19 protein-coding genes are annotated in these 21,674 nt (G+C 71.2%); 12 read left to right on the top strand and 7 right to left on the bottom strand.

All coding sequences use genetic code 11. The features are described from left to right. Nucleotide 1 precedes the first annotated feature (1 nt). Together JOD60_RS14910 and JOD60_RS14905 are read right to left on the bottom strand one after the other, a co-directional pair. Nucleotides 2-430: a metallopeptidase family protein gene (locus JOD60_RS14910; protein ID WP_076691400.1), complete on the bottom strand. Its 429-nt coding sequence runs from the start codon at nucleotides 428-430 to the stop codon at nucleotides 2-4. A 711-nt stretch (nucleotides 431-1,141) separates the two neighbouring features. Then, complete coding sequence (locus tag JOD60_RS14905; RefSeq protein WP_076688550.1) at nucleotides 1,142-2,365, bottom strand: IS256 family transposase; 1,224 nt, start codon at nucleotides 2,363-2,365, stop codon at nucleotides 1,142-1,144. 285 nt (nucleotides 2,366-2,650) lie between these two features. Between JOD60_RS14905 and JOD60_RS14900 the strand changes: the two genes are divergently transcribed. The 4 genes from JOD60_RS14900 (at nucleotide 2,651) to katG (ending at nucleotide 7,419) form a co-directional block, all read left to right on the top strand. Beyond that, on the top strand, nucleotides 2,651-2,857 hold the full coding sequence (locus tag JOD60_RS14900; RefSeq protein ID WP_076692243.1) for a DUF3499 family protein: 207 nt from the start codon (nucleotides 2,651-2,653) through the stop codon (nucleotides 2,855-2,857). 230 nt (nucleotides 2,858-3,087) lie between these two features. After that, nucleotides 3,088-4,548, top strand: a complete 1,461-nt coding sequence (gene ahcY / locus JOD60_RS14895) for an adenosylhomocysteinase (protein WP_076691399.1) — start codon at nucleotides 3,088-3,090, stop codon at nucleotides 4,546-4,548. Between the two features lie 71 nt (nucleotides 4,549-4,619). Beyond that, a complete protein-coding gene (locus JOD60_RS14890; RefSeq protein WP_076691398.1) occupies nucleotides 4,620-5,048 on the top strand; it encodes a Fur family transcriptional regulator in 429 nt (142 codons plus the stop codon). A 40-nt stretch (nucleotides 5,049-5,088) separates the two neighbouring features. Further along, entirely contained in the window at nucleotides 5,089-7,419 is a 2,331-nt protein-coding gene (gene katG / locus JOD60_RS14885; RefSeq protein ID WP_076691397.1) for a catalase/peroxidase HPI, read from the top strand. Between the two features lie 88 nt (nucleotides 7,420-7,507). Here katG and JOD60_RS16850 read toward each other — a convergent pair whose 3' ends face one another. Continuing rightward, nucleotides 7,508-7,657 carry an aquaporin gene (locus JOD60_RS16850; RefSeq protein ID WP_338039508.1) on the bottom strand — a complete coding sequence of 50 codons (150 nt, stop codon included), beginning with the start codon at nucleotides 7,655-7,657 and terminating at the stop codon, nucleotides 7,508-7,510. Nucleotides 7,658-7,903: 246 nt separating this feature from the next. On the opposite strand from JOD60_RS16850, the gene mtrA reads away from it, so the two are divergent. From mtrA to hpf, 5 genes are all read left to right on the top strand, one after another. Then, nucleotides 7,904-8,584, top strand: a complete 681-nt coding sequence (gene mtrA / locus JOD60_RS14875; RefSeq protein WP_076691396.1) for an MtrAB system response regulator MtrA — start codon at nucleotides 7,904-7,906, stop codon at nucleotides 8,582-8,584. Nucleotides 8,585-8,594: 10 nt separating this feature from the next. Next, complete coding sequence (mtrB, locus tag JOD60_RS14870; RefSeq protein WP_076691395.1) at nucleotides 8,595-10,262, top strand: MtrAB system histidine kinase MtrB; 1,668 nt, start codon at nucleotides 8,595-8,597, stop codon at nucleotides 10,260-10,262. Next, the gene (locus JOD60_RS14865) at nucleotides 10,259-11,962 is read left to right on the top strand and encodes an LpqB family beta-propeller domain-containing protein (RefSeq protein WP_076691394.1); all 1,704 of its coding nucleotides are present in this window, start codon (nucleotides 10,259-10,261) and stop codon (nucleotides 11,960-11,962) included. Before mtrB ends, JOD60_RS14865 begins: the two co-directional genes overlap by 4 nt. Nucleotides 11,963-12,096: 134 nt before the next feature. Continuing rightward, nucleotides 12,097-12,777: a ComF family protein gene (locus JOD60_RS14860; protein ID WP_076691393.1), complete on the top strand. Its 681-nt coding sequence runs from the start codon at nucleotides 12,097-12,099 to the stop codon at nucleotides 12,775-12,777. A 90-nt stretch (nucleotides 12,778-12,867) separates the two neighbouring features. Further along, a complete protein-coding gene (gene hpf / locus JOD60_RS14855; RefSeq protein WP_076691392.1) occupies nucleotides 12,868-13,533 on the top strand; it encodes a ribosome hibernation-promoting factor, HPF/YfiA family in 666 nt (221 codons plus the stop codon). Between the two features lie 77 nt (nucleotides 13,534-13,610). Here hpf and JOD60_RS17065 read toward each other — a convergent pair whose 3' ends face one another. Continuing rightward, nucleotides 13,611-13,868: an ATP-binding cassette domain-containing protein gene (locus JOD60_RS17065; protein WP_157127960.1), complete on the bottom strand. Its 258-nt coding sequence runs from the start codon at nucleotides 13,866-13,868 to the stop codon at nucleotides 13,611-13,613. Between the two features lie 55 nt (nucleotides 13,869-13,923). Further along, nucleotides 13,924-15,258, bottom strand: coding sequence for a hypothetical protein (locus JOD60_RS14845; RefSeq protein WP_076691391.1), 1,335 nt, complete (start codon nucleotides 15,256-15,258; stop codon nucleotides 13,924-13,926). A 230-nt stretch (nucleotides 15,259-15,488) separates the two neighbouring features. Between JOD60_RS14845 and secA the strand changes: the two genes are divergently transcribed. Further along, entirely contained in the window at nucleotides 15,489-18,293 is a 2,805-nt protein-coding gene (gene secA / locus JOD60_RS14840) for a preprotein translocase subunit SecA (protein ID WP_076691390.1), read from the top strand. Nucleotides 18,294-18,840: 547 nt separating this feature from the next. Beyond that, nucleotides 18,841-20,064 (top strand): pyridoxal phosphate-dependent aminotransferase, encoded by a 1,224-nt coding sequence (locus JOD60_RS14835; protein ID WP_076691389.1) that lies wholly within the window; start codon nucleotides 18,841-18,843, stop codon nucleotides 20,062-20,064. 10 nt (nucleotides 20,065-20,074) lie between these two features. Here the strand turns inward: JOD60_RS14835 and JOD60_RS14830 are convergent, their stop codons facing one another. Next, the gene (locus tag JOD60_RS14830; protein WP_076691388.1) at nucleotides 20,075-20,515 is read right to left on the bottom strand and encodes an Rv3235 family protein; all 441 of its coding nucleotides are present in this window, start codon (nucleotides 20,513-20,515) and stop codon (nucleotides 20,075-20,077) included. Nucleotides 20,516-20,679: 164 nt separating this feature from the next. Here JOD60_RS14830 and JOD60_RS14825 point away from each other — a divergent pair, with 164 nt between their 5' ends. Further along, on the top strand, nucleotides 20,680-21,306 hold the full coding sequence (locus tag JOD60_RS14825) for a hypothetical protein (protein WP_076691387.1): 627 nt from the start codon (nucleotides 20,680-20,682) through the stop codon (nucleotides 21,304-21,306). A gap of 20 nt (nucleotides 21,307-21,326) precedes the next feature. Here JOD60_RS14825 and JOD60_RS14820 read toward each other — a convergent pair whose 3' ends face one another. Continuing rightward, on the bottom strand, nucleotides 21,327-21,608 hold the full coding sequence (locus JOD60_RS14820; RefSeq protein ID WP_076691386.1) for a helix-turn-helix domain-containing protein: 282 nt from the start codon (nucleotides 21,606-21,608) through the stop codon (nucleotides 21,327-21,329). Nucleotides 21,609-21,674: the final 66 nt, after the last annotated feature.

Raw genomic sequence — 21,674 nt, 5'->3', positions numbered from 1 at the left:
GTCAGTAGTGGAAGCGGTCGGGGCCGAGGTCCCACGGGTCGCGGTCGAGGTACTCCGCGGCGGCGCGGAAGACGCATGCCTCGATCGCCATGCGCCGATGCAGGTCGTCCTCGCGGTGCAGCTGCCCGAGCCGCTCGATCGGCAGCCGGTACAGCACGATGCGCTGCTCCGCGGGCAGTGAGCTCCAGCGGGGGATCCCGTCGTCGTCGGATGCCGGGGGCATCGCCGCCACCTCGAAGCGCACCTCGCGCAGTTCCGGCCAGGCGCTGCGCAGAAACTCGGCCGCCGTCCCGACGGCGAAGTCGAACCGCTCCTCGCGGGTCTCCAGCGGCAGCAGGGGCGGCCGGACGACGGGGCTGCGGTCCTCGCGGCCGTGCCGGCCGTGGCGGGACGCGCGCCGCGGGGGAGCCGTGACGCGCTTCCTCACCATGCGATCAGTCTAGGCGGGACCGTCCGGGCCGGCGGGGTGGCTGGGGTCGGTGGGGCGGGTGAGGTGGTCGGCTGGGGCGGGTGGGGCGGTGGGGCGGGTGAGGTGGTCGGCTGTGGCGGGTGGGGCGGGCGGGGCGGCTGGGGCGGTCGGGGCGGCTGGGGCGGTCGCGCCGGGTCTGCCGGTCGCGAAAGCAGGCTGAAACGGCACTTTCGCTCCGCCGGGGTGCCCCTTCGGCCGATCGAGCCTGCTTTTGAGACGGTGGCGGCGCGGCACCCGGCCGCGGACGGGGTGAACGGGGCACGGCTCGGCCGTCGGGTCCGGGCGGGCTGCCGGTCTCGTCTGCCGTCGCGAAAGCAGGCTGAAACGGCACTTTCGATCCGCCGGGGTGCCCCTTCGGCCGATCGAGCCTGCTTTTGAGACGGTGGCGGCGCGGCACCCGGCCGCGGACGGGGTGAACGGGGCACGGCTCGGCCGTCGGGTCCGGGCGGGCTGCCGGTCTCGTCTGCCGTCGCGAAAGCAGGCTGAAACGGCACTTTCGATCCGCCGGGGTGCCCCTTCGGTCGATCGAGCCTGCTTTTGAGACGGCGGCGGCGCGGCACCCGGCCGCGGACGGGGTGAACGGGGCACGGCTCGGCCGTCGGGTCGGGACGGGCCGGTGACGTCCCGCTGGTTGGTGGAGTTTCTCGACACCGTGCGGGTCAGCTTCTGTGATTATGCCGCAGCGAGTTCGGGGATCGCGACCTCCTCTGCTTCGACTTGCAGGAGCTTCATGGAGTGTTCGCTGAAGTAGCGGCGGTCGGCGCCGTCCCATTCGTCGTGTTGCTCGATGAGGACGTGCCCGGCCAGGCGCAGTAGCGCGGCGGGGTTGGGGAAGGTTCCGACGACGTCGGTGCGGCGTTTGATCTCCTTGTTGACGCGTTCGAGCGGGTTCGTGGACCAGATCTGCCGCCAGTGCTGCTGCGGGAATCCGCAGAACGCGAGGATGTCGTTCTTGGCGTCCTCGAGCATGTCCGCGACCTTCGGATGCGACCTGGCGAGCATGCGGACGACCTCGTGGAACTGCGCGAACACGTGCTCCGTGTCCGGCTGCGCGAAGATCGTGCGGATGATCGACGCGACCATCGGGCCAGCCGTCTTCGGGACGTTGGCGAGCACGTTCCGCATGAAATGCACTCGGCAGCGTTGCCAGGCGGAGCCGACGAACACGGTCTCGATCGCTGCGATCAGCCCGGTGTGCGCGTCGCTGATCACGAGCTTCACCCCGTCCAGCCCACGCGCCTTCAACGAGCGCAGGAACGTGGTCCAGAACGGCTGCGACTCGGTGTCTCCGACCTCGAAGCCGAGCACCTCCCGCCGCCCGTCGGCCGCGACTCCCACGGCAACGACGACCGCCTGCGAGACCACCCGCCGGCCGACCCGGGCCTTGCAATAGGTCGCGTCGAGGAACACGTACGGGTAGGCGCTGTCGGCGAGGGGCCGGTCCCGGAACGCCGCGACGTCCTCGTCGAGGTTGCCGCAGATCCGCGACACCTCCGACTTGGAGATGCCGGTGTCCGCGCCCAGCGCCTTGACGAGGTCGTCGACCTTGCGGGTCGAGACGCCGTGGACGTAGGCCTCCATCACGACCGCGAACAACGCCTGATCGACCCTCCGGCGGCGTTCCAGCAGCGACGGGAAGAAGGACCCGGCCCGCAGCTTCGGGATCCGCAGCTCCAGATCCCCGGCTGTCGTCGACAGGGTGCGGGGCCTGGAGCCGTTGCGGACCGCGACGCGGCCCTCGGTGCGCTCATACGGGGCGGCGCCGATGAACGCCGCCGCTTCCGCGTCGATCAGCTCCTGATAGAGCGTCTCGGTCGCGACTCGGATCCGGTCGGTGACATCGGTGAGTTTCAGTTCCCCGAGGAGCTCGAGGAGGGCAGACTGGTTAAGAGCCATCGTGCGTTTGTGTCTTCCTGTGAGTGACTTTGATCGGTACTCACTGACCATCGCACGATGGCTCACCAACGTCTACGACGCCGACGACCCTGCCGGAAAACCCACCACCCCAGGGGACGTCACCGGACGGGCCGCGCCGGTCTGGTCTGGTCTGCCGTCGCGAAAGCAGGCTGAAACGGCACTTTCGCTCCGCCGGGGCGCCCCTTCGGCCGATCGAGCCTGCTTTTGAGACGGCGGCGGCGCGGCACCCGGCCGCGGACGGGGTCGGCGGCTACCGTGAAGGCGATGCGTACTCGACTGTGCTCGAAGGTGGGCTGCGCCCGCGAGGCCGTGACGACCCTGACCTACGACTACGGGGACCAGATGGCCGCGCTCGGCCCGCTCGGCGGCGCAACCGATCCGCATGCGCACGACCTGTGCGCGATCCACACCGACCGGCTGTCGGTGCCCAAGGGCTGGGTCGTCGTCCGCCACGAGACCCTGCGCGTCTAACCCCTCTCCCGCACCCTCCCGCGAGATCGCCGCCCCGCGCGCGAGCTTGCCGGCGACCTCGGCGTGAGACCGGCGACCTCGGCGACGAACCGGCGACCCCGGCGTGGAAGAGGCGACCCCGGCGTGGAAGAGGCGACTCCGGCGACGGACCGGCGACCTCGGCGTGGAACCCCGGGGGACCGGGTGAGGCGACGGACCGGCGACCTCGGCGGGGGTGGGAGAATGGGCGGATGCCGACTGCCACCGCCTCCACGCACGACTTCGTCGTCGCCGACCTGAGCCTCGCCGACGCGGGCCGCCACCAGCTGCGCCTGGCCGAGAACGAGATGCCGGGCCTCATGGCGCTGCGCGAGGAGTACGGCCCCAGCCAGCCGCTGGCCGGCGCCCGCATCGCCGGTTCGCTGCACATGACGGTCCAGACCGCGGTCCTCATCGAGACGCTCGTCGCGCTCGGCGCGCAGGTGCGCTGGGCCAGCTGCAACATCTTCTCCACGCAGGACGAGGCCGCCGCCGCCGTCGCCGTCGGCCCCACGGGGACGGCGGACGAGCCCGCCGGCATCCCCGTGTTCGCCTTCAAGGGCGAGACCCTCGAGGAGTACTGGCAGCTCGCCGACCGCATCTTCGACTGGTCGGCGGAGGGCTTCGACGGCCCGAACCTCATCCTCGACGACGGCGGCGACGCCACCCTGCTCGTGCACAAGGGCGTCGAGTTCGAGAAGGCCGGCGCCGTGCCCGCGGCATCCGACACCGACTCCCTCGAGTACCGCATCGTGCTCGACACCCTGCGGGCGAGCCTCGCGCGCGACCCGCAGCGCTTCACCCGCATGGCGGAACAGATCGTGGGCGTCACCGAGGAGACGACGACCGGCGTGCACCGCCTCTACGAGCTTGCCGCGGCCGGAAAGCTGCTGTTCCCGGGTATCAACGTCAACGACTCCGTCACCAAGAGCAAGTTCGACAACAAGTACGGCATCCGCCACTCGCTGCCCGACGGCCTGAACCGCGGCACCGACGTCCTCATCGGCGGCAAGGTCGCGTTCGTCGTCGGCTACGGCGACGTCGGCAAGGGCGCCGCCGAGGCCCTGCGCGGCCAGGGTGCCCGCGTCATCATCGGCGAGGTCGACCCGATCTGCGCGCTGCAGGCGGCGATGGACGGCTTCCAGGTCGCCAAGCTCGAGTCGGTCATCGACCAGGTCGACATCCTCATCACCGGCACCGGCAACACCCGCGTCGTGACGACCGAGCATCTTCAGGGCCTCAAGCACCTCGCCATCGTCGGCAACGTCGGCCACTTCGACGACGAGATCGACATGGCGGGCCTCGAGGCGATCCCGGGCGTGGAGAAGGTGGAGATCAAGCCGCAGGTGCACGAGTACCGCCTGCCCGGCGGCACCAGCATCCTCGTGATGAGCGAGGGACGCCTCATGAACCTCGGCAATGCCACCGGTCACCCCTCCTTCGTCATGAGCGCCTCCTTCACCAACCAGGTGCTCGCCCAGATGGAGCTGTGGACGAAGCCGGAGGAGTACCCCGTCGGCGTGTACGTGCTGCCGAAGATCCTCGACGAGAAGGTGGCGCGCCTCCACCTCGCGGCCCTCGGCGTGGAGCTCACGGAGCTCACCGCCGAGCAGGCGGCGTACATCGGCGTGCCCGTCGAGGGACCGTACAAGCTCGATCACTACCGTTACTGAACGGGCGGATGCCGGGGTGTTCACCCGCCGTTCTACTTTTGTCTAGTTCAAAACAACGCTAGGCTGGGGGCATGACTCCCGCCCACGCCGCCGACGCGCTCCGCGCCGCGGGGCTCCGCGTCACGGAGTCGCGCACCGCGGTATACGACGCGCTCCGGGAGCACCCGCATGCCAGCGCCGAGGACGTCTTCGGGCACGTGCTGCCGCGGCTTCCGCGCGCGAGTCGGCAGTCGGTCTACAACGCGCTGAACGACTTCGCGGATGCCGGGATCGCGCGCCGCATCGAGCCGGCCGGGCGATCGATGCTGTTCGAGCTGCGCGTCAGCGACAACCACCACCACCTCGTCTGCACCCGCTGCGGCGCGGTCCGCGACGTCGACTGCGTCGTCGGCGAAGCGCCCTGCCTCACGCCGTCGCACGACCACGGCTTCGCCGTGCACGCCGCCGAGGTGACCTTCTGGGGTTTGTGCCCCGACTGCGCCGCCGAGCGCGCCGCCTGAACTGAAACCGCTGCCCACCCGACCCCACGGAAGGAACACCATGAGCACCCCCGACGAGACGGTCCAGCCGATCGGCGAGAACCCGACCGACACCGATCAGGCCGTCACCGACATCGACACCCCCGTCGATGACCGCGAGGACGGCGAGACGCGCCCCCGTCCCAACCCCGACGAGGCCGGCGCCTGCCCCGTCATCCACGACGACCGCCAGCCGCACCCGACGACGGGTTCGGCCAACAACCGGTGGTGGCCGAACCAGCTGAACCTCCGCATCCTCAAGAAGAACCCCGCCGTCGGCAACCCGCTGGGCGAGGGCTTCGACTACCGCGCCGCCTTCAACGCCCTCGACCTCGACGCCGTCAAGAAGGACATCGACGAGCTGCTCACCACGAGCCAGGACTGGTGGCCCGCCGACTTCGGCAACTACGGCCCGCTCATGATCCGCATGGCATGGCACAGCGCCGGCACCTACCGCGTGACCGACGGCCGCGGCGGCGGCGGGACGGGACAGCAGCGCTTCGCGCCGCTGAACTCGTGGCCCGACAACGTGAGTCTCGACAAGGCCCGCCGCCTGCTCTGGCCCGTGAAGAAGAAGTACGGCCAGGCGATCTCGTGGGGCGACCTCATGATCCTCGCCGGCAACGTGGCCCTGGAGAACATGGGATTCGAGACGTTCGGCTTCGCCGGCGGCCGCCCCGACGTGTGGGAGCCGGACGACGACGTGTACTGGGGCCCCGAGACGACGTGGCTCGGCGACGAGCGCTACACCGGCGACCGTGACCTCGAGAAGCCCCTCGCGGCCGTCCAGATGGGCCTCATCTACGTCAACCCCGAGGGCCCGAACGGCAACCCCGACCCGATCGCGTCGGCGCGCGACATCCGCGAGACGTTCGGCCGCATGGGCATGGACGACGAGGAGACCGTCGCCCTCATCGCCGGCGGCCACACGTTCGGCAAGACCCACGGCGCCGCCCCCGACACCAACATCGAGGACAACCCCGAGGCTGCGGGGCTGGAGATGCAGGGCCTCGGCTGGAAGAACAACTTCGGCACCGGCAAGGGCGACGACACGATCACGTCGGGCCTCGAGGTCACCTGGACCTACCACCCGACCCGCTGGGACAACGAGTTCTTCCACATCCTCTACGCCTACGAGTGGGAGCTCATGCGCAGCCCTGGCGGCGGCCACCAGTGGCGCCCCGTCAACGGCGGGGGCGCCGATATGGTTCCGCTCGCGCATTCGAACGGGCGCCGCGAGCCCCGCATGCTCACGAGCGACCTGGCGCTGCGCATGGACCCCGACTACGACGCGGTCTCGCGCCGCTTCAAGGAAGACCCCGAGGCGTTCCGTGACGCGTTCGCCCGCGCCTGGTTCAAGCTCACCCACCGCGACATGGGTCCCATCGAGCGCTACCTCGGACCCGAGGTGCCCCAGGAGGAGCTCATCTGGCAGGACCGCGTACCGGCCGTCGACCACCCGCTGATCGACGCCGACGACGCCGCCGAGCTGAAGAAGCGCGTCCTCGACTCCGGCCTCACGGTGCCCGAGCTCGTGTCGACGACGTGGGCCGCGGCATCCACCTTCCGCGGCAGCGACAAGCGCGGCGGCGTCAACGGCGCCCGCATCCGCCTCGAGCCGCAGAAGGACTGGGAGGTCAACAACCCCGCGCAGCTGCACAAGGTGCTGGGCGTGCTGGGCGGCATCAAGGCCGACTTCGACGCGCAGGCCGCCGGCGGCAAGAAGGTGTCCCTCGCCGATCTCATCGTGCTCGCGGGCAACGCGGCCGTCGAGAAGGCGGCGGCGGATGCCGGTGTGTCGGTCGACGTGCCGTTCCACCCCGGCCGCACCGACGCCAGCCAGGAGCAGACCGACGTGCGCTCGTTCGGGCACCTGGAGCCGGCGGCCGACGGCTTCCGCAACTACCAGGGGCCGGCGGCGACGGCGGCGGGCCTCCCCGCGGAGCACCTGCTCGTCGACAAGGCGAACCTGCTGACCCTCAGCGCCCCGGAGATGACGGTGCTCGTCGGCGGCCTGCGCGTGCTCGGCGCGAACTGGGACGGCTCGGACCACGGCGTCTTCACCGACCGCGTCGGCGTGCTCACGAACGACTTCTTCGTGAACCTGCTCGACCTCGGCACGACGTGGAAGCCGCTCGACCCCGGGTCGCACGCGTTCCTCGGCACGAAGGACGCCACCGGTGAGAAGGTCGGCGTCGGCACCCGCGTCGACCTGCTGTTCGGTTCGAACTCCGAGCTGCGGGCGCTCGCCGAGGTGTACGCCTCCGACGACGCGAACGAGAAGTTCGTCCGCGACTTCGCCGCCGCGTGGGGCCGCGTCACCGAGCTCGACCGGTTCGACCTGCACGCGTGAGACGGATGCCGGGGCGCGCGCCCCGGCATCCTCACCACAACGGCCCCGCCTCATCCGAGGCGGGGTCGCTGTCGTGCGGGCGCGGCGGTCAGCGCGCCGGCTTCGCGTCGAACAGGGCGCGGTGCACGAAGCCCGCGAGCAGGCCGCCGACGATCGGGAACACGAGGAACACCCACAGCTGCGCGAGGGCGTCGGGGCCGCCGTAGATCGCGGCCGCGAGCGAACGGGCCGGGTTCACCGACGTGTACCGGGAAGCCGTTCTCGGCGAGGCCGTTGTTCGCTGCGAACAGCGCCGTGCCGACGCCGCCGAAGACGAGGAGGAAGGTGCCCGCCGCCTCGGCGGCGAGCTTCGTGGCGGTCGACGGCGCATCGCGCGTGTCCGCCGCCGCGACGTGCGGCCCGGTCCCAGACGGGTCCGATACTGTGTTCCTGCGCCCTGCCGTGACGACGGCATCCGGCCGACCCGAAGGACGAATCAGGCCACATGACTTCCCGCATCCTCGTTGTCGACGACGACACCGCGCTCGCCGAGATGATCGGCATCGTGCTGCGCACCGAGGGCTTCGAACCCGTGTTCTGCGCCGACGGCGCCGCGGCCGTCGACGTCTGGCGCGCCCAGCGCCCCGACCTCGTGCTGCTGGACCTCATGCTGCCGGGGGTCGACGGCATCGAGATCTGCACCCGCATCCGCGCCGAGTCGGGCGTGCCGATCATCATGCTGACGGCTCGCACCGACACCGCCGATGTCGTCCGTGGCCTGGAATCCGGCGCCGACGACTACATCGTCAAGCCCTTCAACCCCAAGGAGCTCGTGGCGCGCATCCGCACGCGGCTGCGCCCGAGCGCCGAGCCGGAGAGCGGCAACCTGCGCATCGGCGACGTCGTCGTCGACGTCGCCGCCCATGAGGTGCGTCGCGGCAGCGAGGTCATCGCGCTGACTCCGCTGGAGTTCGAGCTGCTCGTCGCGCTGGCGAGCAAACCCCAGCAGGTGTTCTCCCGCGAGATGCTGCTCGAGCAGGTCTGGGGCTACCACTACAAGGCCGACACGCGCCTGGTGAACGTGCACGTGCAGCGCCTGCGCGCGAAGGTCGAGATCGACCCCGACAACCCGAAGATCGTCATGACGGTGCGCGGTGTCGGCTACCGCGCCGGCGCGGTGGTGTGATCGAGGCGTCATGACGCCGACGACGGCGAGCGTGCCGACCCTGACCGGATGGCGCGACTGGCGCGCGTGGCCGCAGCGCGTGCGCTACGCCTGGCGCCGGTCGCTGCGGTTCCGCACCCTCGCCATCACGCTCGGCGCGACGGCGCTGGCGATCCTCGTCGCGTTCGTCGCGATGGCTCTCGCGATCCAGAACGACCTGTTCGAGTCGCGCGTGCAGCAGGTGCAAGGATCGGTGCAGCGGGCGACCGAGGCGACGCAGCGCACGCTGAACGCCGCGCAGGTCGAAGGCGACGCGGTGGCGCTGCAGACGCTGTACGACAACGCCGTCGACGCGATGTCGCGGCAGGCGGGCACCGACCTCATCGCCGGGTTCCGCGTCTCGGGAGCCCCCTCGGCGATCGCCCCGCAGGACGTGCAGCGCGGTGAGATCGCGGGCCTGATCACCCCCGGGCTGCGCGCGGCGGTGCAGCGCGATGGCGAGCAGCGGTGGTGGCAGTCGATCGCGCTGCCGGGCCCCGGCGGCGGTGCGGTCCCGGGTGTCGTCATCGGCCAGCAGGTGGAGTTTCCCGAGGTCGGCGCGTACGAGTTCTACTTCGCCTACGACCTCGCCGCGGAGCAGCAGACCCTGCAGTTCGTGCAGGTGACCCTGTGGCTCGTCGGTGCGGGCCTTGTGCTGCTGATCGCCGCGATCTCGTGGGTCGTGCTGCGCTCGGTCACGGTGCCGGTCGCCGAGGCGGCGCACACCAGTGCGACCCTCGCGGCGGGCGACCTCGGCGTGCGCCTTCCCGTCCGCGGCGAGGACGAGTTCGCGACGCTGGGGCGCTCCTTCAACGCGATGGCCGACAGCATCGAGTCGCAGATCAAAGAACTGGCTGAGCTCTCGCTCGTGCAGCAGCGGTTCGTCTCCGACGTCTCGCATGAGCTCCGGACGCCGCTCACGACGATCCGCCTGGCCAGCGACATGCTCAACGACCAGCGCGAGAGCTTCGACCCCACCACGGCGCGCGCCGCGGAGCTGCTGCACGCGCAGGTGCAGCGGTTCGAGACCCTGCTGACCGACCTCCTCGAGATCAGCCGGTACGACGCGGGCTCGGTGCAGCTGGAGTACGAGCCGACCAGTCTGGCGCACCTCGCCGAAGATGTCATCGCCTCGATGCAGCAGCTCGCCGAGCAGCACGGCACGGACGTGCGCCTCGTCGCCCCCGGCGGCTACTCGCCGGTGGAGATGGACCCCCGGCGTGTGCGGCGCGTGGTCCGCAACCTCCTCGGCAACGCGATCGAGCACGGTGAGGGGCGGCCCATCGTCGTCACCGTCGACAGCGATCAGCACGCCGTCGCGATCGGCGTGCGCGACTACGGGCTCGGCATGAGTGCGGCCGACTCCGAGCGCGTCTTCGACCGGTTCTGGCGGGCCGACCCCTCGCGCAAGCGCACGATCGGCGGCACGGGCCTCGGCCTGTCGATCGCCCTCGGCGACGCGCACCTGCACGGCGGAACTCTGGCAGTGTGGAGCGAGCTCGGTCGCGGCACCCACTTCGTGTTGACCCTGCCGCGGCACGGGCAGCAGCTGGGCGGGTCGTCGCCGATCCCGGTGGACCCGGGCGACGACGGGGTGTCGCTCGACGACCTCGGTCTCACGCAGCCCATCGCCGTCTTCGAGAAGGGGGACCGCCGATGATGCGCCTGCGCGCTCTGGCCGCCGCCGCCGCGACGGCACTCGCCGCCGCCGTCCTGACGGCGTGCGCCGGCCTTCCGACCTCCGGGCCCGTCAACGCCGGCGTCGTCATCAGTGACGACGGCGCGTCGGGCGATGTCGTCTTCATCCCGAAGGGACCGGTCGACGACGCCACCCCGCAACAGGTCGTGGAAGGCTTCATCGCCGCCGGCTCCGGCCCCGGCCCCGGCGCGAACTGGGCGACGGCGCGGGAGTTCCTGGCGCCCGAGTTCCGCGACCAGTGGAAGCCGTCCGGCGTCACCGTCTACAGCCCCGGGCAGCGGCGGATCGAGGAGATCTCCGAGAGCCAGTTCCAGCTCACCGTGACGCCGATCGCCACGGTGGATGCCGCCGGCGAGCTCCTCACCGCCGACAGCAGCGAGATCCCGCTCGACTTCACGCTCGCCCAGCAGGACGACGGACAGTGGCGGATCACCCAGGCGCCGAACGGCATCGTCTTGGACGAGACCCGGTTCAAGACGGTGTTCAAGATGTACTCGCTGATGTACTTCGACTCCACCTGGACCTACCTCGTCCCCGACGACCGGTGGTTCCCCCGTGTGAACGCCGCGACCAGCATCGCGCAGGCGCTCGTCAACGGCTCGCCCAGCCCGTGGCTGGAGGGCGCCGTCTCGACGGCCTTCACGGACGACGCACGCCTGGCGCTGGCGGCGGTGCCGGTCGATGCCGACAACGTCGCCAGGGTGAGCCTGGAGGAGGGCGCCCGGGGACTCGACCAGACGGTGCTGAACCGCATGCAGACGCAATTGACGAGGAGCCTCGCGACCGCCGGCATCCAGGGAGTCGACATGGTCGTCGACGCCCAGACGCTGCCGGCGGAGACGGTGCCGTGGCGCCCCACCACCGTCGACTCCCGGCCGCTCGTGCGCACCGCGGACGCCTTCGGTTTCGCCAGCGGCAGCTCCGCCGGATCGGGCACGTCGATCGAGCCGATCGCGGGGCTGTCGGAGGCGATGCTCACGGTCGACGCCACCGACATCGAGGTGAACGCCGACCGCACGACCGCCGCCGTCCGCGACGCCGCCGGCGCCGTGCTCATGGTGGGCGCCGATGACGCGATCGCGACGCTGGACCGGCGCACGGGACTCGTGGCGCCCTCGATCGACCCGTTCGGGTTCGTATGGAGCGTGCCCGCCGCGAGCCCCACCGCCGTCTTCGCATACTCCGAGACCGGGGCGCAGTCGGCGATCGCCGGCGCCTGGCCGGGGGCGGTGCAGATCGTCGCGCAGCGGGTGTCGCGCGACGGCACGCGCATCGCCGCCGTCGTCCGGGACGGCAGCCGGTACGCGCTGTGGGTCGCCGGCATCCTGCGCGATCGCGACCACGCTCCGACCGCCCTCGGCGCCCCCAAGGTGCTGGCGACGCTCGCCGGTGCGCCGACCGCGCTGGCCTGGCTGGATGCCGGGACGCTCGCGGTCCTCGAGTCCGACGACGCCGAGGCGGTGCTGTATACGCACGAGATCGGCGCGTTCGGCGAAGCGTCGCGCGGGCCGGCGGGCGCGACCACCGTGGCCGGCGGCCTGCCGTCCGGCGTGCGGGTGCGGGCGGCTGACGGCGAGCTGTACGCACAGCGCGGCGCGAACTGGCAGCACCTCGCGTCCGGCATCGAGGTGCTCGCCGTGCAGCAGGGCTCTCCGCGGTGACCCGCACGGGCGGCTGACCCGCACGAGCGGCTGATCCGCTCACCGCCCTCTCCCCAGGCGCCTCGGTTCGCGCGGTGTCCACAGATCGGCCGTGCGCCCCGTCACGGCCGCCGTCGCCGGGCCAGAGTGGAGGGATGCCGACCCTCCCCGAATCCGTGCGCGGTGCGCTCAGCGGCGCGCTGTCGCTGCTGCTGCCCGTCTGGTGCGCCGGCTGCGACGCGCCGGACGTTGTGCTGTGCGGCGAGTGCCGGCGGACGCTGGCGGCCGAGGCGGCGGCGCCCGGCCCGCCGCGCACGCTCCACGGCGGGCTGCGGGTGCACGCCGCCGTCGAGTTCTCGGGCGTCGCGGCGCGCGCGATCCGGGCCTTCAAGGAGGAGGGGCGGACCGCCCTCGCCGGGCCCCTGGGTGCCGCGCTCGCGGTCTCCGCGGCGGCGGCGCTGACCGCAGCATCCGACGACGTCGTCTTCGTGCCCGTGCCGTCCTCGCGCGCGGCGTACCGGCGCCGCGGACACCACATCGCCGAGCTCCTCGCGCGGCGGGCGGGGCTGCCGGCGGCGCGGATGCTGCGGGTGCACGCGCCCACCGCCGATCAGCGGCTGCTCGGTCGCACCGAACGTGCCGCGAACGTCTCCGGAAGCATGCGCGCCCGCGGCGCCGCCGGCGCGGCGGTCATCGTCGTCGACGACGTCGTCACGACGGGGGCGACCCTCGTCGAGGCGGCCCGCGCTCTGCGGGCGGGCGGGGCACGGGTGCTCGGGGCGGCGACGGTGGCATCGACCACCCGCACCGGATTACTCCCAGTGATTCCTACGTGACACCGGCCGTGCGCCCGGATAGCGTGGGACAGACCAAGGCGAACTCAGGGTCCGCCCTTGACCGGGCGGACCGGAACAAGGAGGTCAAGGATGGAAACCAGCATCGTCGGCGTCGGAGTGAGCATCTCCGATCGGTTCCGCACCGTCACCGAGGAGAAGTCCGTCCGGATCGGAACGCTCGCGCCGCGGGCGCAGCGCCTCGACGTCAAGGTCACGCATCGCGCCTACCACAACGGCAGCCGCGAAGAGGAGACCGTCGAGCTCACCGTCACGGGGAAGGGCCCGCTGGTGCGGGCCGAGGCTACCGACGGCGACAAGTTCACCGCGCTCGACCTCGCCGTGGACAAGCTCGCCGAACAGCTGCGGCGCGCGAAGGAGAAGCGCGTCGACTCCCGCAACCACCCCCGCGGAGCGAAGCTCGACAAGGGCAGCGGCTCGCTCGCCGGGATCGATGTGCAGCCGGCATCCGCGGACGTGCTGCGCGCTGTTGCGACCGGCGCCGTGCCGGTCATCGCCGGTGACGAGGCGGACGAGGACTACACGCCCGTCGTCATCCGCACGAAGGCCTTCGACGCGGAGTGGATGACCGTCGAGGAGGCCGTCGACCGCATGGAGCTGGTCGGCCACGACTTCTTCCTGTTCATCGACGCCCGCACCGACCACCCCAGTGTGGTCTACCGCCGCAAGGGCTGGGACTACGGCGTCATCTCGCTGACCGCGAGCGCCCCGCCGGTGCAGGAGGAACTCGCCTCCTGAGCACGCGCGAAGGCCCCGCATCCGCCTCGTCGGATGCGGGGCCTTCGCGCGCCCGGGTCACAACCGCAGCGCCCGGGTCAGAACTGGAACACGAATCCGACCTCGCGCCCGCGCAGGCGGTCGAGGGCGCCGCGGCGCATCCGCTTGCCGTGGTCACGGAGCACCGGATTGCCGCGGAAGTCCACCTCGCCCGACGACGGCAGGTCCAGCATCCCGCGGATGTTCAGCAGTGTCGACGTGCCCGATCCGCTGCGCCCCACGATCGCGACGGTTAACGAGGAGAAGGGCGGATGCCGAGGACCGAATCCCGGCATCCGCCCCGCTGTTGCCGACATCTCCTCGGAATCCGACGGACCGCGGGGTGCGCCCACGGCCGCGGCGCGCGAATGCTCAGTCGAAGATGCCGTCGAGGATCGAGCCGATGACGAGGCCGCCGAGGATGCCGCCGACGACGTCGCCGCCCGCGCCGCGGCGTCCGCCGCCCCAGCCGCCCTGACCGGGGCCGCCCCAGTTGTCGTCGTTGGGGCGCGAGGAGTCGATGTCGCGCTGCGCGAGCTGCAGCGCCTCGGCCGCCAGCTGCCCGCAGCGGCGGGCATCGGCCAGCGCCTGTTCCCGATCGTCCTCGGCGATGGGCTGACCGGTCAGCGTCGACAGCTCGAGACGGATGCGCTCGGCCTCGGCGAGCCGGGTGCGGGCGTCGGCGCCGATCCAGCCGCGGTGGCCGGAGATCACGCTGCGGGCGACACCCAGCTGTCGGTCGGCGTCGTCGATCGCGTGACGCACGTGCGCCTCGGGCGGCGGCGGGTTGGCCGCGCGTGCCCGGGCCTTCGCGACGGCGGCGTCCAGCGCCGCGTTCGCCTCGCGCAGGCGGGTCAGCTCGGTGAACGGGTCGGGCTTCTTGCCGGCCGGCGTCAGCTGCGACAGCTCGCGGTCGAGGGTCGCCATCGCCGCGGTCACGGCCGGCACGTGCAGCAGATCCTTCGCCGCGACCAGGTCGCCGCGGGAGTCCTCCACGATCGCGTCGAGCGTGGACTCGGCGCGCAGCGCCTCCACCTCGAACGCGTCGACGGCGTCGAGCAGGGTCGTGGCACGACGCACCGCCTCGATCGCGGTCTCCAACGCCAGGTTCGCCTGCTCGCGCTGCCCCGACTCGCGCCGGGCGGTGGAGACGTCCGCGCCGTGTGCGGCGAACTCCAGCAGCTGCGCCGCCTCGCGCGGGTTGCCGGCGATCTTGTGCAGGGCCTCGGGGGAGTAGCGCGCCTGCAGTCGCTGCAGCGTCGCCTCGGCGCGGGGCACGCGATCGGTGCCGCGGGCGACCTCGGCTCGGATCCCCTCGATGATCTCCGGCGCCCGCCGCGCGCGGGCGACCGGCTCGGCGAGGGCCTGCAGCCGATCGTCGAGAAGGTCCTCGGCCCAGTCGCACAGCTGGATGATCCGCGCGTTGCGGGTGCGCAGCTCTTCCGGGGTGTCGGGGATGTGGTCGTGGTTGAGCTGGTTCAGCGTGAACGCCTCGCCGAGGTGAGTGCGCACGGCATCGAGCGCGTCGCGCAGGTCGCGGGTGGCGTCCCTGCCGAGTTCCAGCTCGGCGAACAGCAGCTCGTCGGCGGTCGTGCGCAGCCGCTCGTCGGCCGCGACGAGGGCGGCATCGGCACGACGGCCGAGCTCGGCATCCGCCGCGTCGCGCTGTGCGCGTTCCTGCTTGCGGGCACCCCAGAATCCAGCCATATCCCGATCCTATGCGCGGCAGCGACGGCCGCTGCGGTACGGATGCCGGGTGCACAGCCGATTCACCGCGACCGCCGCACTGGGCGGCAGGGCCGGCGCGACCCGCGTCCAGGTGCGGGTCAGCCAAGGAAAGTCACAGCCGGGTAACATGACGAGGTATGCCGTGCGCCGTCGCGCCCGGTACCGGGCGGCACCCGACGTCGCCCGCATCCGACAGATGGAGATCCTCCGTGGCCAACCCCCTCGAGAAACTGCTCCGCGCCGGCGAAGGACGCATCCTCCGGCGCCTCCAGCAGGTCGTGAAGGCCGTGAACGCCCTCGAAGAGGACTACGCGCAGCTCACCGACGAGGAACTGCGCGGCGAGACCGCCGAGCTGCGTGCCCGCCACGAGGCGGGGGAGTCGCTCGACAAGCTCATGCCGGAGGCGTTCGCCGCCGTCCGCGAGGCCGCCAAGCGCACGCTCGGCCAGCGCCCCTACGACGTGCAGATCATGGGCGGCGCGGCCCTGCACCTCGGCAACATCGCGGAGATGAAGACCGGTGAGGGCAAGACCCTGACGGCGACGTTCGCGGTCTACCTCAACGCGATCGCCGGCAAGGGCGTGCACGTCATCACCGTCAACGACTTCCTCGCGAGCTACCAGTCCGAGCTCATGGGCCGCGTGTACCGCGCGCTCGGCATGACGACCGGCACCATCATCGCGGGTCAGACCCCCGAGGTGCGCCGCGAGCAGTACAACGCCGACATCACCTACGGCACGAACAACGAGTTCGGCTTCGACTACCTGCGCGACAACATGGCCTGGCAGAAGCAGGACCTCGTCCAGCGCGGCCACTTCTTCGCCATCGTCGACGAGGTCGACTCGATCCTCATCGACGAGGCCCGCACGCCGCTCATCATCTCGGGCCCCTCCTCGGGCGAGGCCAACCGCTGGTTCGTGGAGTTCGCGAAGATCGCGAAGACCCTCGAGGCGGGCGTGGACTACGAGGTCGACGAGAAGAAGCGCACGATCGGCGTGCTGGAGCCCGGCATCGAGAAGGTCGAGGACTACCTCGGCATCGACAACCTCTACGAGTCGGCCAACACCCCGCTCATCTCCTTCCTCAACAACTCCATCAAGGCGCTCGCCCTCTTCAAGCGCGACACCGACTACGTCGTCATGAACGACGAGGTCATGATCGTCGACGAGCACACCGGCCGCATCCTCGTGGGACGCCGCTACAACGAGGGGATCCACCAGGCCATCGAGGCCAAGGAGAACGTGCCCGTCAAGGCCGAGAACCAGACCCTCGCGACGGTCACCCTGCAGAACTACTTCCGCCTGTACGACAAGCTCGCCGGCATGACCGGTACCGCCGAAACCGAGGCGGCCGAGTTCATGTCGACGTACAAGCTCGGCGTCGTCCCGATCCCGACGAACAAGCCGATGATCCGCAAGGACCAGCCCGACCTCGTCTACAAGAACGAGCAGGCCAAGTTCGCGCAGGTCGTCGAGGACATCGCGCGCCGCCACGAGACCGGCCAGCCCGTGCTCGTCGGCACCGTCAGCGTCGAGAAGAGCGAGTACCTCTCGCGCCTGCTGGCGAAGAAGGGCATCAAGCACGAGGTCCTCAACGCCAAGAACCACGCCCGCGAGGCGGAGATCGTCGCCCGCGCCGGGCGTCTCGGGGCCGTCACGGTCGCCACGAACATGGCCGGCCGCGGTACCGACATCATGCTCGGCGGCAACGCCGAGTTCCTCGCCGTGCAGGAGCTCAAGGCGAAGGGCCTCGACCCGGTCGAGACGCCGGAGGAGTATGAGTCGGAGTGGGATGCCGTGTACACGGCCATGCGCGACACGGTCGCCGAAGAGGCCACGAAGGTCGTCGAGGCCGGCGGCCTGTACGTGCTCGGCACCGAGCGCCACGAGTCCCGCCGCATCGACAACCAGCTGCGCGGCCGCTCGGGACGACAGGGCGACCCCGGTGAGAGCCGCTTCTACCTGTCGCTGACCGACGATCTCATGCGCCTGTTCCAGTCCGGCGCGGCCGAGGCGATCCTCGCGCGCACGAACTTCCCGGACGATGTCGCGATCGAGTCCACGATGGTCTCCCGCGCCATCAAGAGCGCGCAGAGCCAGGTCGAGGCGCGCAACGCCGAGATCCGCAAGAACGTCCTGAAGTACGACGACGTCCTCAACCGGCAGCGCGAGGCGATCTACGCCGACCGCCGCCACATGCTCGAAGGCGACGACCTGTCCGAGCGCGTGCACCACTTCATCGAGGACGCGATCGGCGCGATCATCGACGACCACACCTCCAGCGGTCACGCCGAGAGCTGGGACTTCGACGCGCTGTGGACCGAGCTGAAGACCCTCTACCCCGTGTCGGTCACGATCGACGAGGTCGTCGCCGAGAGTGGCAGCAAGGGCCGGGTGACGGCCGAGGTGCTCAAGCGCGAGATCCTCTCCGACGCCAAGATCGCCTACGCCGCGCGGGAGGAGAAGCTCGGCTCGCCGGCGATGCGTGAACTGGAGCGCCGCGTCGTGCTGCAGGTGCTCGACCGCCGCTGGCGCGACCACCTCTACGAGATGGACTATCTGAAGGACGGCATTGGCCTGCGCGCGATGGCGCAGCGCGACCCGCTGATCGAGTATCAGCGCGAGGGCTACCAGATGTTCCAGGCGATGATGGGCCAGATCAAGGAGGAGTCGGTCGGCTTCCTCTACAACCTCGACGTCGAGGTGCGCGCCACCGGCGACGGCCAGGTCGAGGCCAAGGGGCTGCAGGCGCCTCCCGTGGAGGCGCAGAAGCTGCAGTACACCGCCGCCGGTGCCGACGGTCAGGTCGAGGTGCGCAACGACCGCGGCCAGGTGCAGCAGGCCGCGACTTCCAAGGTGCGCCAGCAGGCGGCCGCGGCCGTCGCCCCGCAGGAGCAGCCCGCAGCCGAGGCGCCCCGCGGCGCGTTCGGTCAGAAGACGGATGCCGCGGCATCCGCCCCCGCCGCCGCTCCGCAGAACCGCGCCCAGCGCCGCGCCGCCGACCGCAAGAAGTAGCCGACGCGGAGTTCTACGTGTCGCCTCCGGTCGATTCGACGCGACTTGTGATTCTGCGTACCACTCGGCAGCGCGGTCGTCGAAGGGGATGCCGACGCCGAACACCCGCTGGAGCTCTTCGAGCGCGGCCATCCGCGCTCCCGCGACGTCGGCGGACCGCGCCATCGAGATCCCGAGGCGCAGCTCTGCATACGTCAGACTGCTCACGGCGACCCGGTCGAACGAGGAGACGGTGAACGCGCACTCCTCCCGGAACAGCGCGATGACCGTCGACCTGTCGAGCAGTGCGCGCTCGTTCATCCCCACAGATCACGCCCGGGCTCGTCGCGCGCAGCGGCCAGGTCGGCCATCAGGTGCGGATCGAGATCGAGCTGTCTCAGTCGCGCCATGACCTCGGCGCCGCTCACTCCGTAAGCGGGTAGACAATTGTCTACGCAGCAGCGAAGAGGCGCCTGCGTCCGTCGCGCTGTGGGTCGCGGGCCACGGCGGGGCGATTGGCATGCGGCCTCAGAACGGGGCGGCAATGCCACGGGCATATCCTGATGCGATGAGTCCCCGCATCCTCGACCAGTCATCCAAACTCAAGGACGTCCTCTACGAGATCCGTGGAGCCGCACTGGTGGAGGCTGACCGGCTCGAGGCCGACGGGCACCGCATCCTCAAGCTCAACACGGGCAACCCGGCGATCTTCGGGTTCGAAGCCCCGTACCAGATCGTCCGCGACATGATCGAGGCGATCCCGCACGCGCACGGCTACAGCGACAGCCGCGGCATCATGTCCGCGCGCCGCGCCGTCGTGTCGCGCTACGAGGAGATCACCGGCTTCCCGAAGTTCGACCCCGACGACGTGTACCTCGGCAACGGCGTCTCCGAGCTCATCACGATGACGATGCAGGCGCTGCTGGACACCGGCGACGAAGTGCTGATCCCGTCGCCGGACTACCCGCTGTGGACCGCCATGACGAGCCTCGCCGGCGGCACGCCGGTGCACTACCGCTGTGACAACGACAACGACTGGCAGCCCGACCTCGAAGACATCCGGTCGAAGATCACCCCCTCGACGAAGGCGATCGTGGTCATCAACCCCAACAACCCCACCGGTGCGGTGTACTCCCGCGAGGTGCTGGAGGGGATCGTGCAGATCGCGCGCGAGCATTCGCTGCTGCTGCTGTCCGACGAGATCTACGACCGCATCCTGTTCGACGACGCCGTGCACATTCCGCTCGCGACGCTCGCGCCCGACCTGCTGTGCCTCACCTTCAACGGGCTGTCGAAGACGTACCGCGTCGCCGGGTACCGGTCGGGCTGGCTCGTGATCACCGGCCCCAAGAAGCACGCCGCCGGGTTCCTCGAGGGCATCCAGCTGCTGGCCTCGACGCGGCTGTGCCCCAACGTCCCCGCCCAGCACGCGGTACAGGCGGCGCTGTCGGGTGTGCAGTCCATCGACGCGCTCATCGCCCCGACGGGCAGGCTCCACGAGCAGCGGGATGCCGCGTGGAAGGCCCTCACCGCCATCCCCGGCGTCACGTGTCACAAGCCACGCGGAGCCCTGTACGCGTTCCCGCGGCTGGATCCCGAGGTCCACGACATCCGCGACGACGCCAAGTTCGTCTATGACTTCCTGGTCGCCGAGCACGTCCTGCTCGTGCAGGGCACCGGGTTCAACTGGCCGACCCCCGATCACTTCCGCATCGTCACGCTGCCCGAAGCCCGGGTGCTCACCGAGGCCGTGGAACGGCTCGGGAACTTCCTCGCCTCTTACCGCCAGTAGCGGGCGAGGCTCACAGCAGGCCCAGCGAGGTCGCCCGCCAGCGGCCGTCCCAGCCCTCCAGCCGCACCGCCACCGCGCGGGTGCGGGCGGGTCCTGCCGTGATGACGACGCCCTCCACGACGCCGTCGGCGGGGGAGGTGGTGTGGGTGGACAGGATGCGGTACGCCGGGCGTGCCGGGGTGACCCCCCGCGCGTTGCGGGCGCGGGCGGAGAGGTTGGCGCGGGTCACCAGCGCGCGGAAGGCATCCTCGCCGAGCCAGCGCGCCAGCTGGTCGACCTCGCGGACGCCGGCGAGCACCTCGAGGACGCCGATCGTGAGGTTCTTCAGCAGCGGCTCGGGGGCGGGCAGCGCATCGGTCGAGGTGCGCTGCGGGGCGAAGTACTCGGCGACGTCCAGCGCCGAACCGTAGCGGGATGCGGCGCCGGGGGCACCGCCGGGGGGAGGGGCCATGAGCCGAACCTCCTGTCGTTGTACCGGATGGGGAGCGGGATGGGTGACGGTGGCATGAGTACAGCACAGCGGCCGAGGCCGTGGGATGAGAATCCTCCAACCTGTGGACAGAGCGCCTGTGGACAGAACGGGCGGCTCCGTCGGCATCCGCGTACGCTCCCCTCGTGCGCTGGGATCGATTCTTCGAAGACCTGGAAGACCAGCTCGACTCCGAATGGGAGGCCGAGCGCGCCGCGCTGGACACCGAGTCCGAGCGGCTGCGGCTGTCTCGGGTGCGGCTGCGCGAGCGGCTCGTCGCGATCGCCGCGGCAGGGTCGGCGCGGCCGGTGTCATGCGAACTCGCGGACGGATCGGTGCTCGACGGCCGTGTCTCGCGGGTCGGGGCGGACTGGTTCGGGCTCACCGGCGCCGCGCACGGCGACGGGGAGCGGCGCCTCGCCGTGCGGCCCCTGTGGATCGTCCCGCTCGCCGCGGTTCAGGCGCTCGCCCTGCCCGTCGAGGACATGCTGGGGAGCGTCCGTGACGCCGCCGCCGGCGACACGCTCGGTCAGCGCATGGGGCTCGGATTCGTGCTCCGCGACGTCGTGCGCCGCCGCGTCGGGGTGACGGTGCGGCTGACCACGGGCAGGGTGCTCCACGGCACGATCGACCGGGCCGGTGCCGACCACCTCGATCTCGCCCTGCACGACGCCGGGCAGCCGCGCCGATCCGGCGCCGTCACCGGGTTCCGCGTCGTGCCGTTCGAGGCGATCGCCGCCGTCGCCCTGGACGCGCCGCTCGATCTGCCCTGACTGCGGCCGCGGAGCGGACCTCAGTCCGGGTTGCGGACCGCGCCCCGCCCCCACAGCTCGGGGAAGCTCGCCGCGTTGGACTCCCGCCACAGCGCGATCCGCCGCGCCTCCTCCGCCTGATCGTCGAGATACCCGGCCAGGCTGTCGGCTTCGATGCGCCACCGGGCGGGCGTGCCGATCCTGGCGCCGCGCAGGCGCCCATCGAGCACCAGCGCGATCACCTCGTCGACGGGGAGCTGCAGCATCTCCGCGACCTGCGACGGGGCGAGCAGGCGCACACCGGAGTCGGTGGGTTCGGGCATGAGGACATTATGCGTGCGTCCCGATCACGGCAGTCCGGCCCACGCCGAGGCTGTGGATAACCTCGG

This window comes from Microbacterium aurum, assembly GCF_016907815.1.
Lineage (GTDB): Bacteria > Actinomycetota > Actinomycetes > Actinomycetales > Microbacteriaceae > Microbacterium > Microbacterium aurum.
This window is presented reverse-complemented; position numbering and strand designations above follow the sequence as displayed.

Bases quoted from the DNA above. Each gene is read 5' to 3' on its own strand.
- JOD60_RS14910 (WP_076691400.1), bottom strand. From the start codon at position 430: ATGGTGAGGAAGCGCGTCACGGCTCCCCCGCGGCGCGCGTCCCGCCAC.
- JOD60_RS14905 (WP_076688550.1), bottom strand. From the start codon at position 2,365: ATGGCTCTTAACCAGTCTGCCCTCCTCGAGCTCCTCGGGGAACTGAAA.
- JOD60_RS14900 (WP_076692243.1), top strand. From the start codon at position 2,651: ATGCGTACTCGACTGTGCTCGAAGGTGGGCTGCGCCCGCGAGGCCGTG.
- ahcY (WP_076691399.1), top strand. From the start codon at position 3,088: ATGCCGACTGCCACCGCCTCCACGCACGACTTCGTCGTCGCCGACCTG.
- JOD60_RS14890 (WP_076691398.1), top strand. From the start codon at position 4,620: ATGACTCCCGCCCACGCCGCCGACGCGCTCCGCGCCGCGGGGCTCCGC.
- katG (WP_076691397.1), top strand. From the start codon at position 5,089: ATGAGCACCCCCGACGAGACGGTCCAGCCGATCGGCGAGAACCCGACC.
- mtrA (WP_076691396.1), top strand. From the start codon at position 7,904: ATGACTTCCCGCATCCTCGTTGTCGACGACGACACCGCGCTCGCCGAG.
- mtrB (WP_076691395.1), top strand. From the start codon at position 8,595: ATGACGCCGACGACGGCGAGCGTGCCGACCCTGACCGGATGGCGCGAC.
- JOD60_RS14865 (WP_076691394.1), top strand. From the start codon at position 10,259: ATGATGCGCCTGCGCGCTCTGGCCGCCGCCGCCGCGACGGCACTCGCC.
- JOD60_RS14860 (WP_076691393.1), top strand. From the start codon at position 12,097: ATGCCGACCCTCCCCGAATCCGTGCGCGGTGCGCTCAGCGGCGCGCTG.
- hpf (WP_076691392.1), top strand. From the start codon at position 12,868: ATGGAAACCAGCATCGTCGGCGTCGGAGTGAGCATCTCCGATCGGTTC.
- JOD60_RS17065 (WP_157127960.1), bottom strand. From the start codon at position 13,868: ATGTCGGCAACAGCGGGGCGGATGCCGGGATTCGGTCCTCGGCATCCG.
- JOD60_RS14845 (WP_076691391.1), bottom strand. From the start codon at position 15,258: ATGGCTGGATTCTGGGGTGCCCGCAAGCAGGAACGCGCACAGCGCGAC.
- JOD60_RS14835 (WP_076691389.1), top strand. From the start codon at position 18,841: ATGAGTCCCCGCATCCTCGACCAGTCATCCAAACTCAAGGACGTCCTC.
- JOD60_RS14830 (WP_076691388.1), bottom strand. From the start codon at position 20,515: ATGGCCCCTCCCCCCGGCGGTGCCCCCGGCGCCGCATCCCGCTACGGT.
- JOD60_RS14820 (WP_076691386.1), bottom strand. From the start codon at position 21,608: ATGCCCGAACCCACCGACTCCGGTGTGCGCCTGCTCGCCCCGTCGCAG.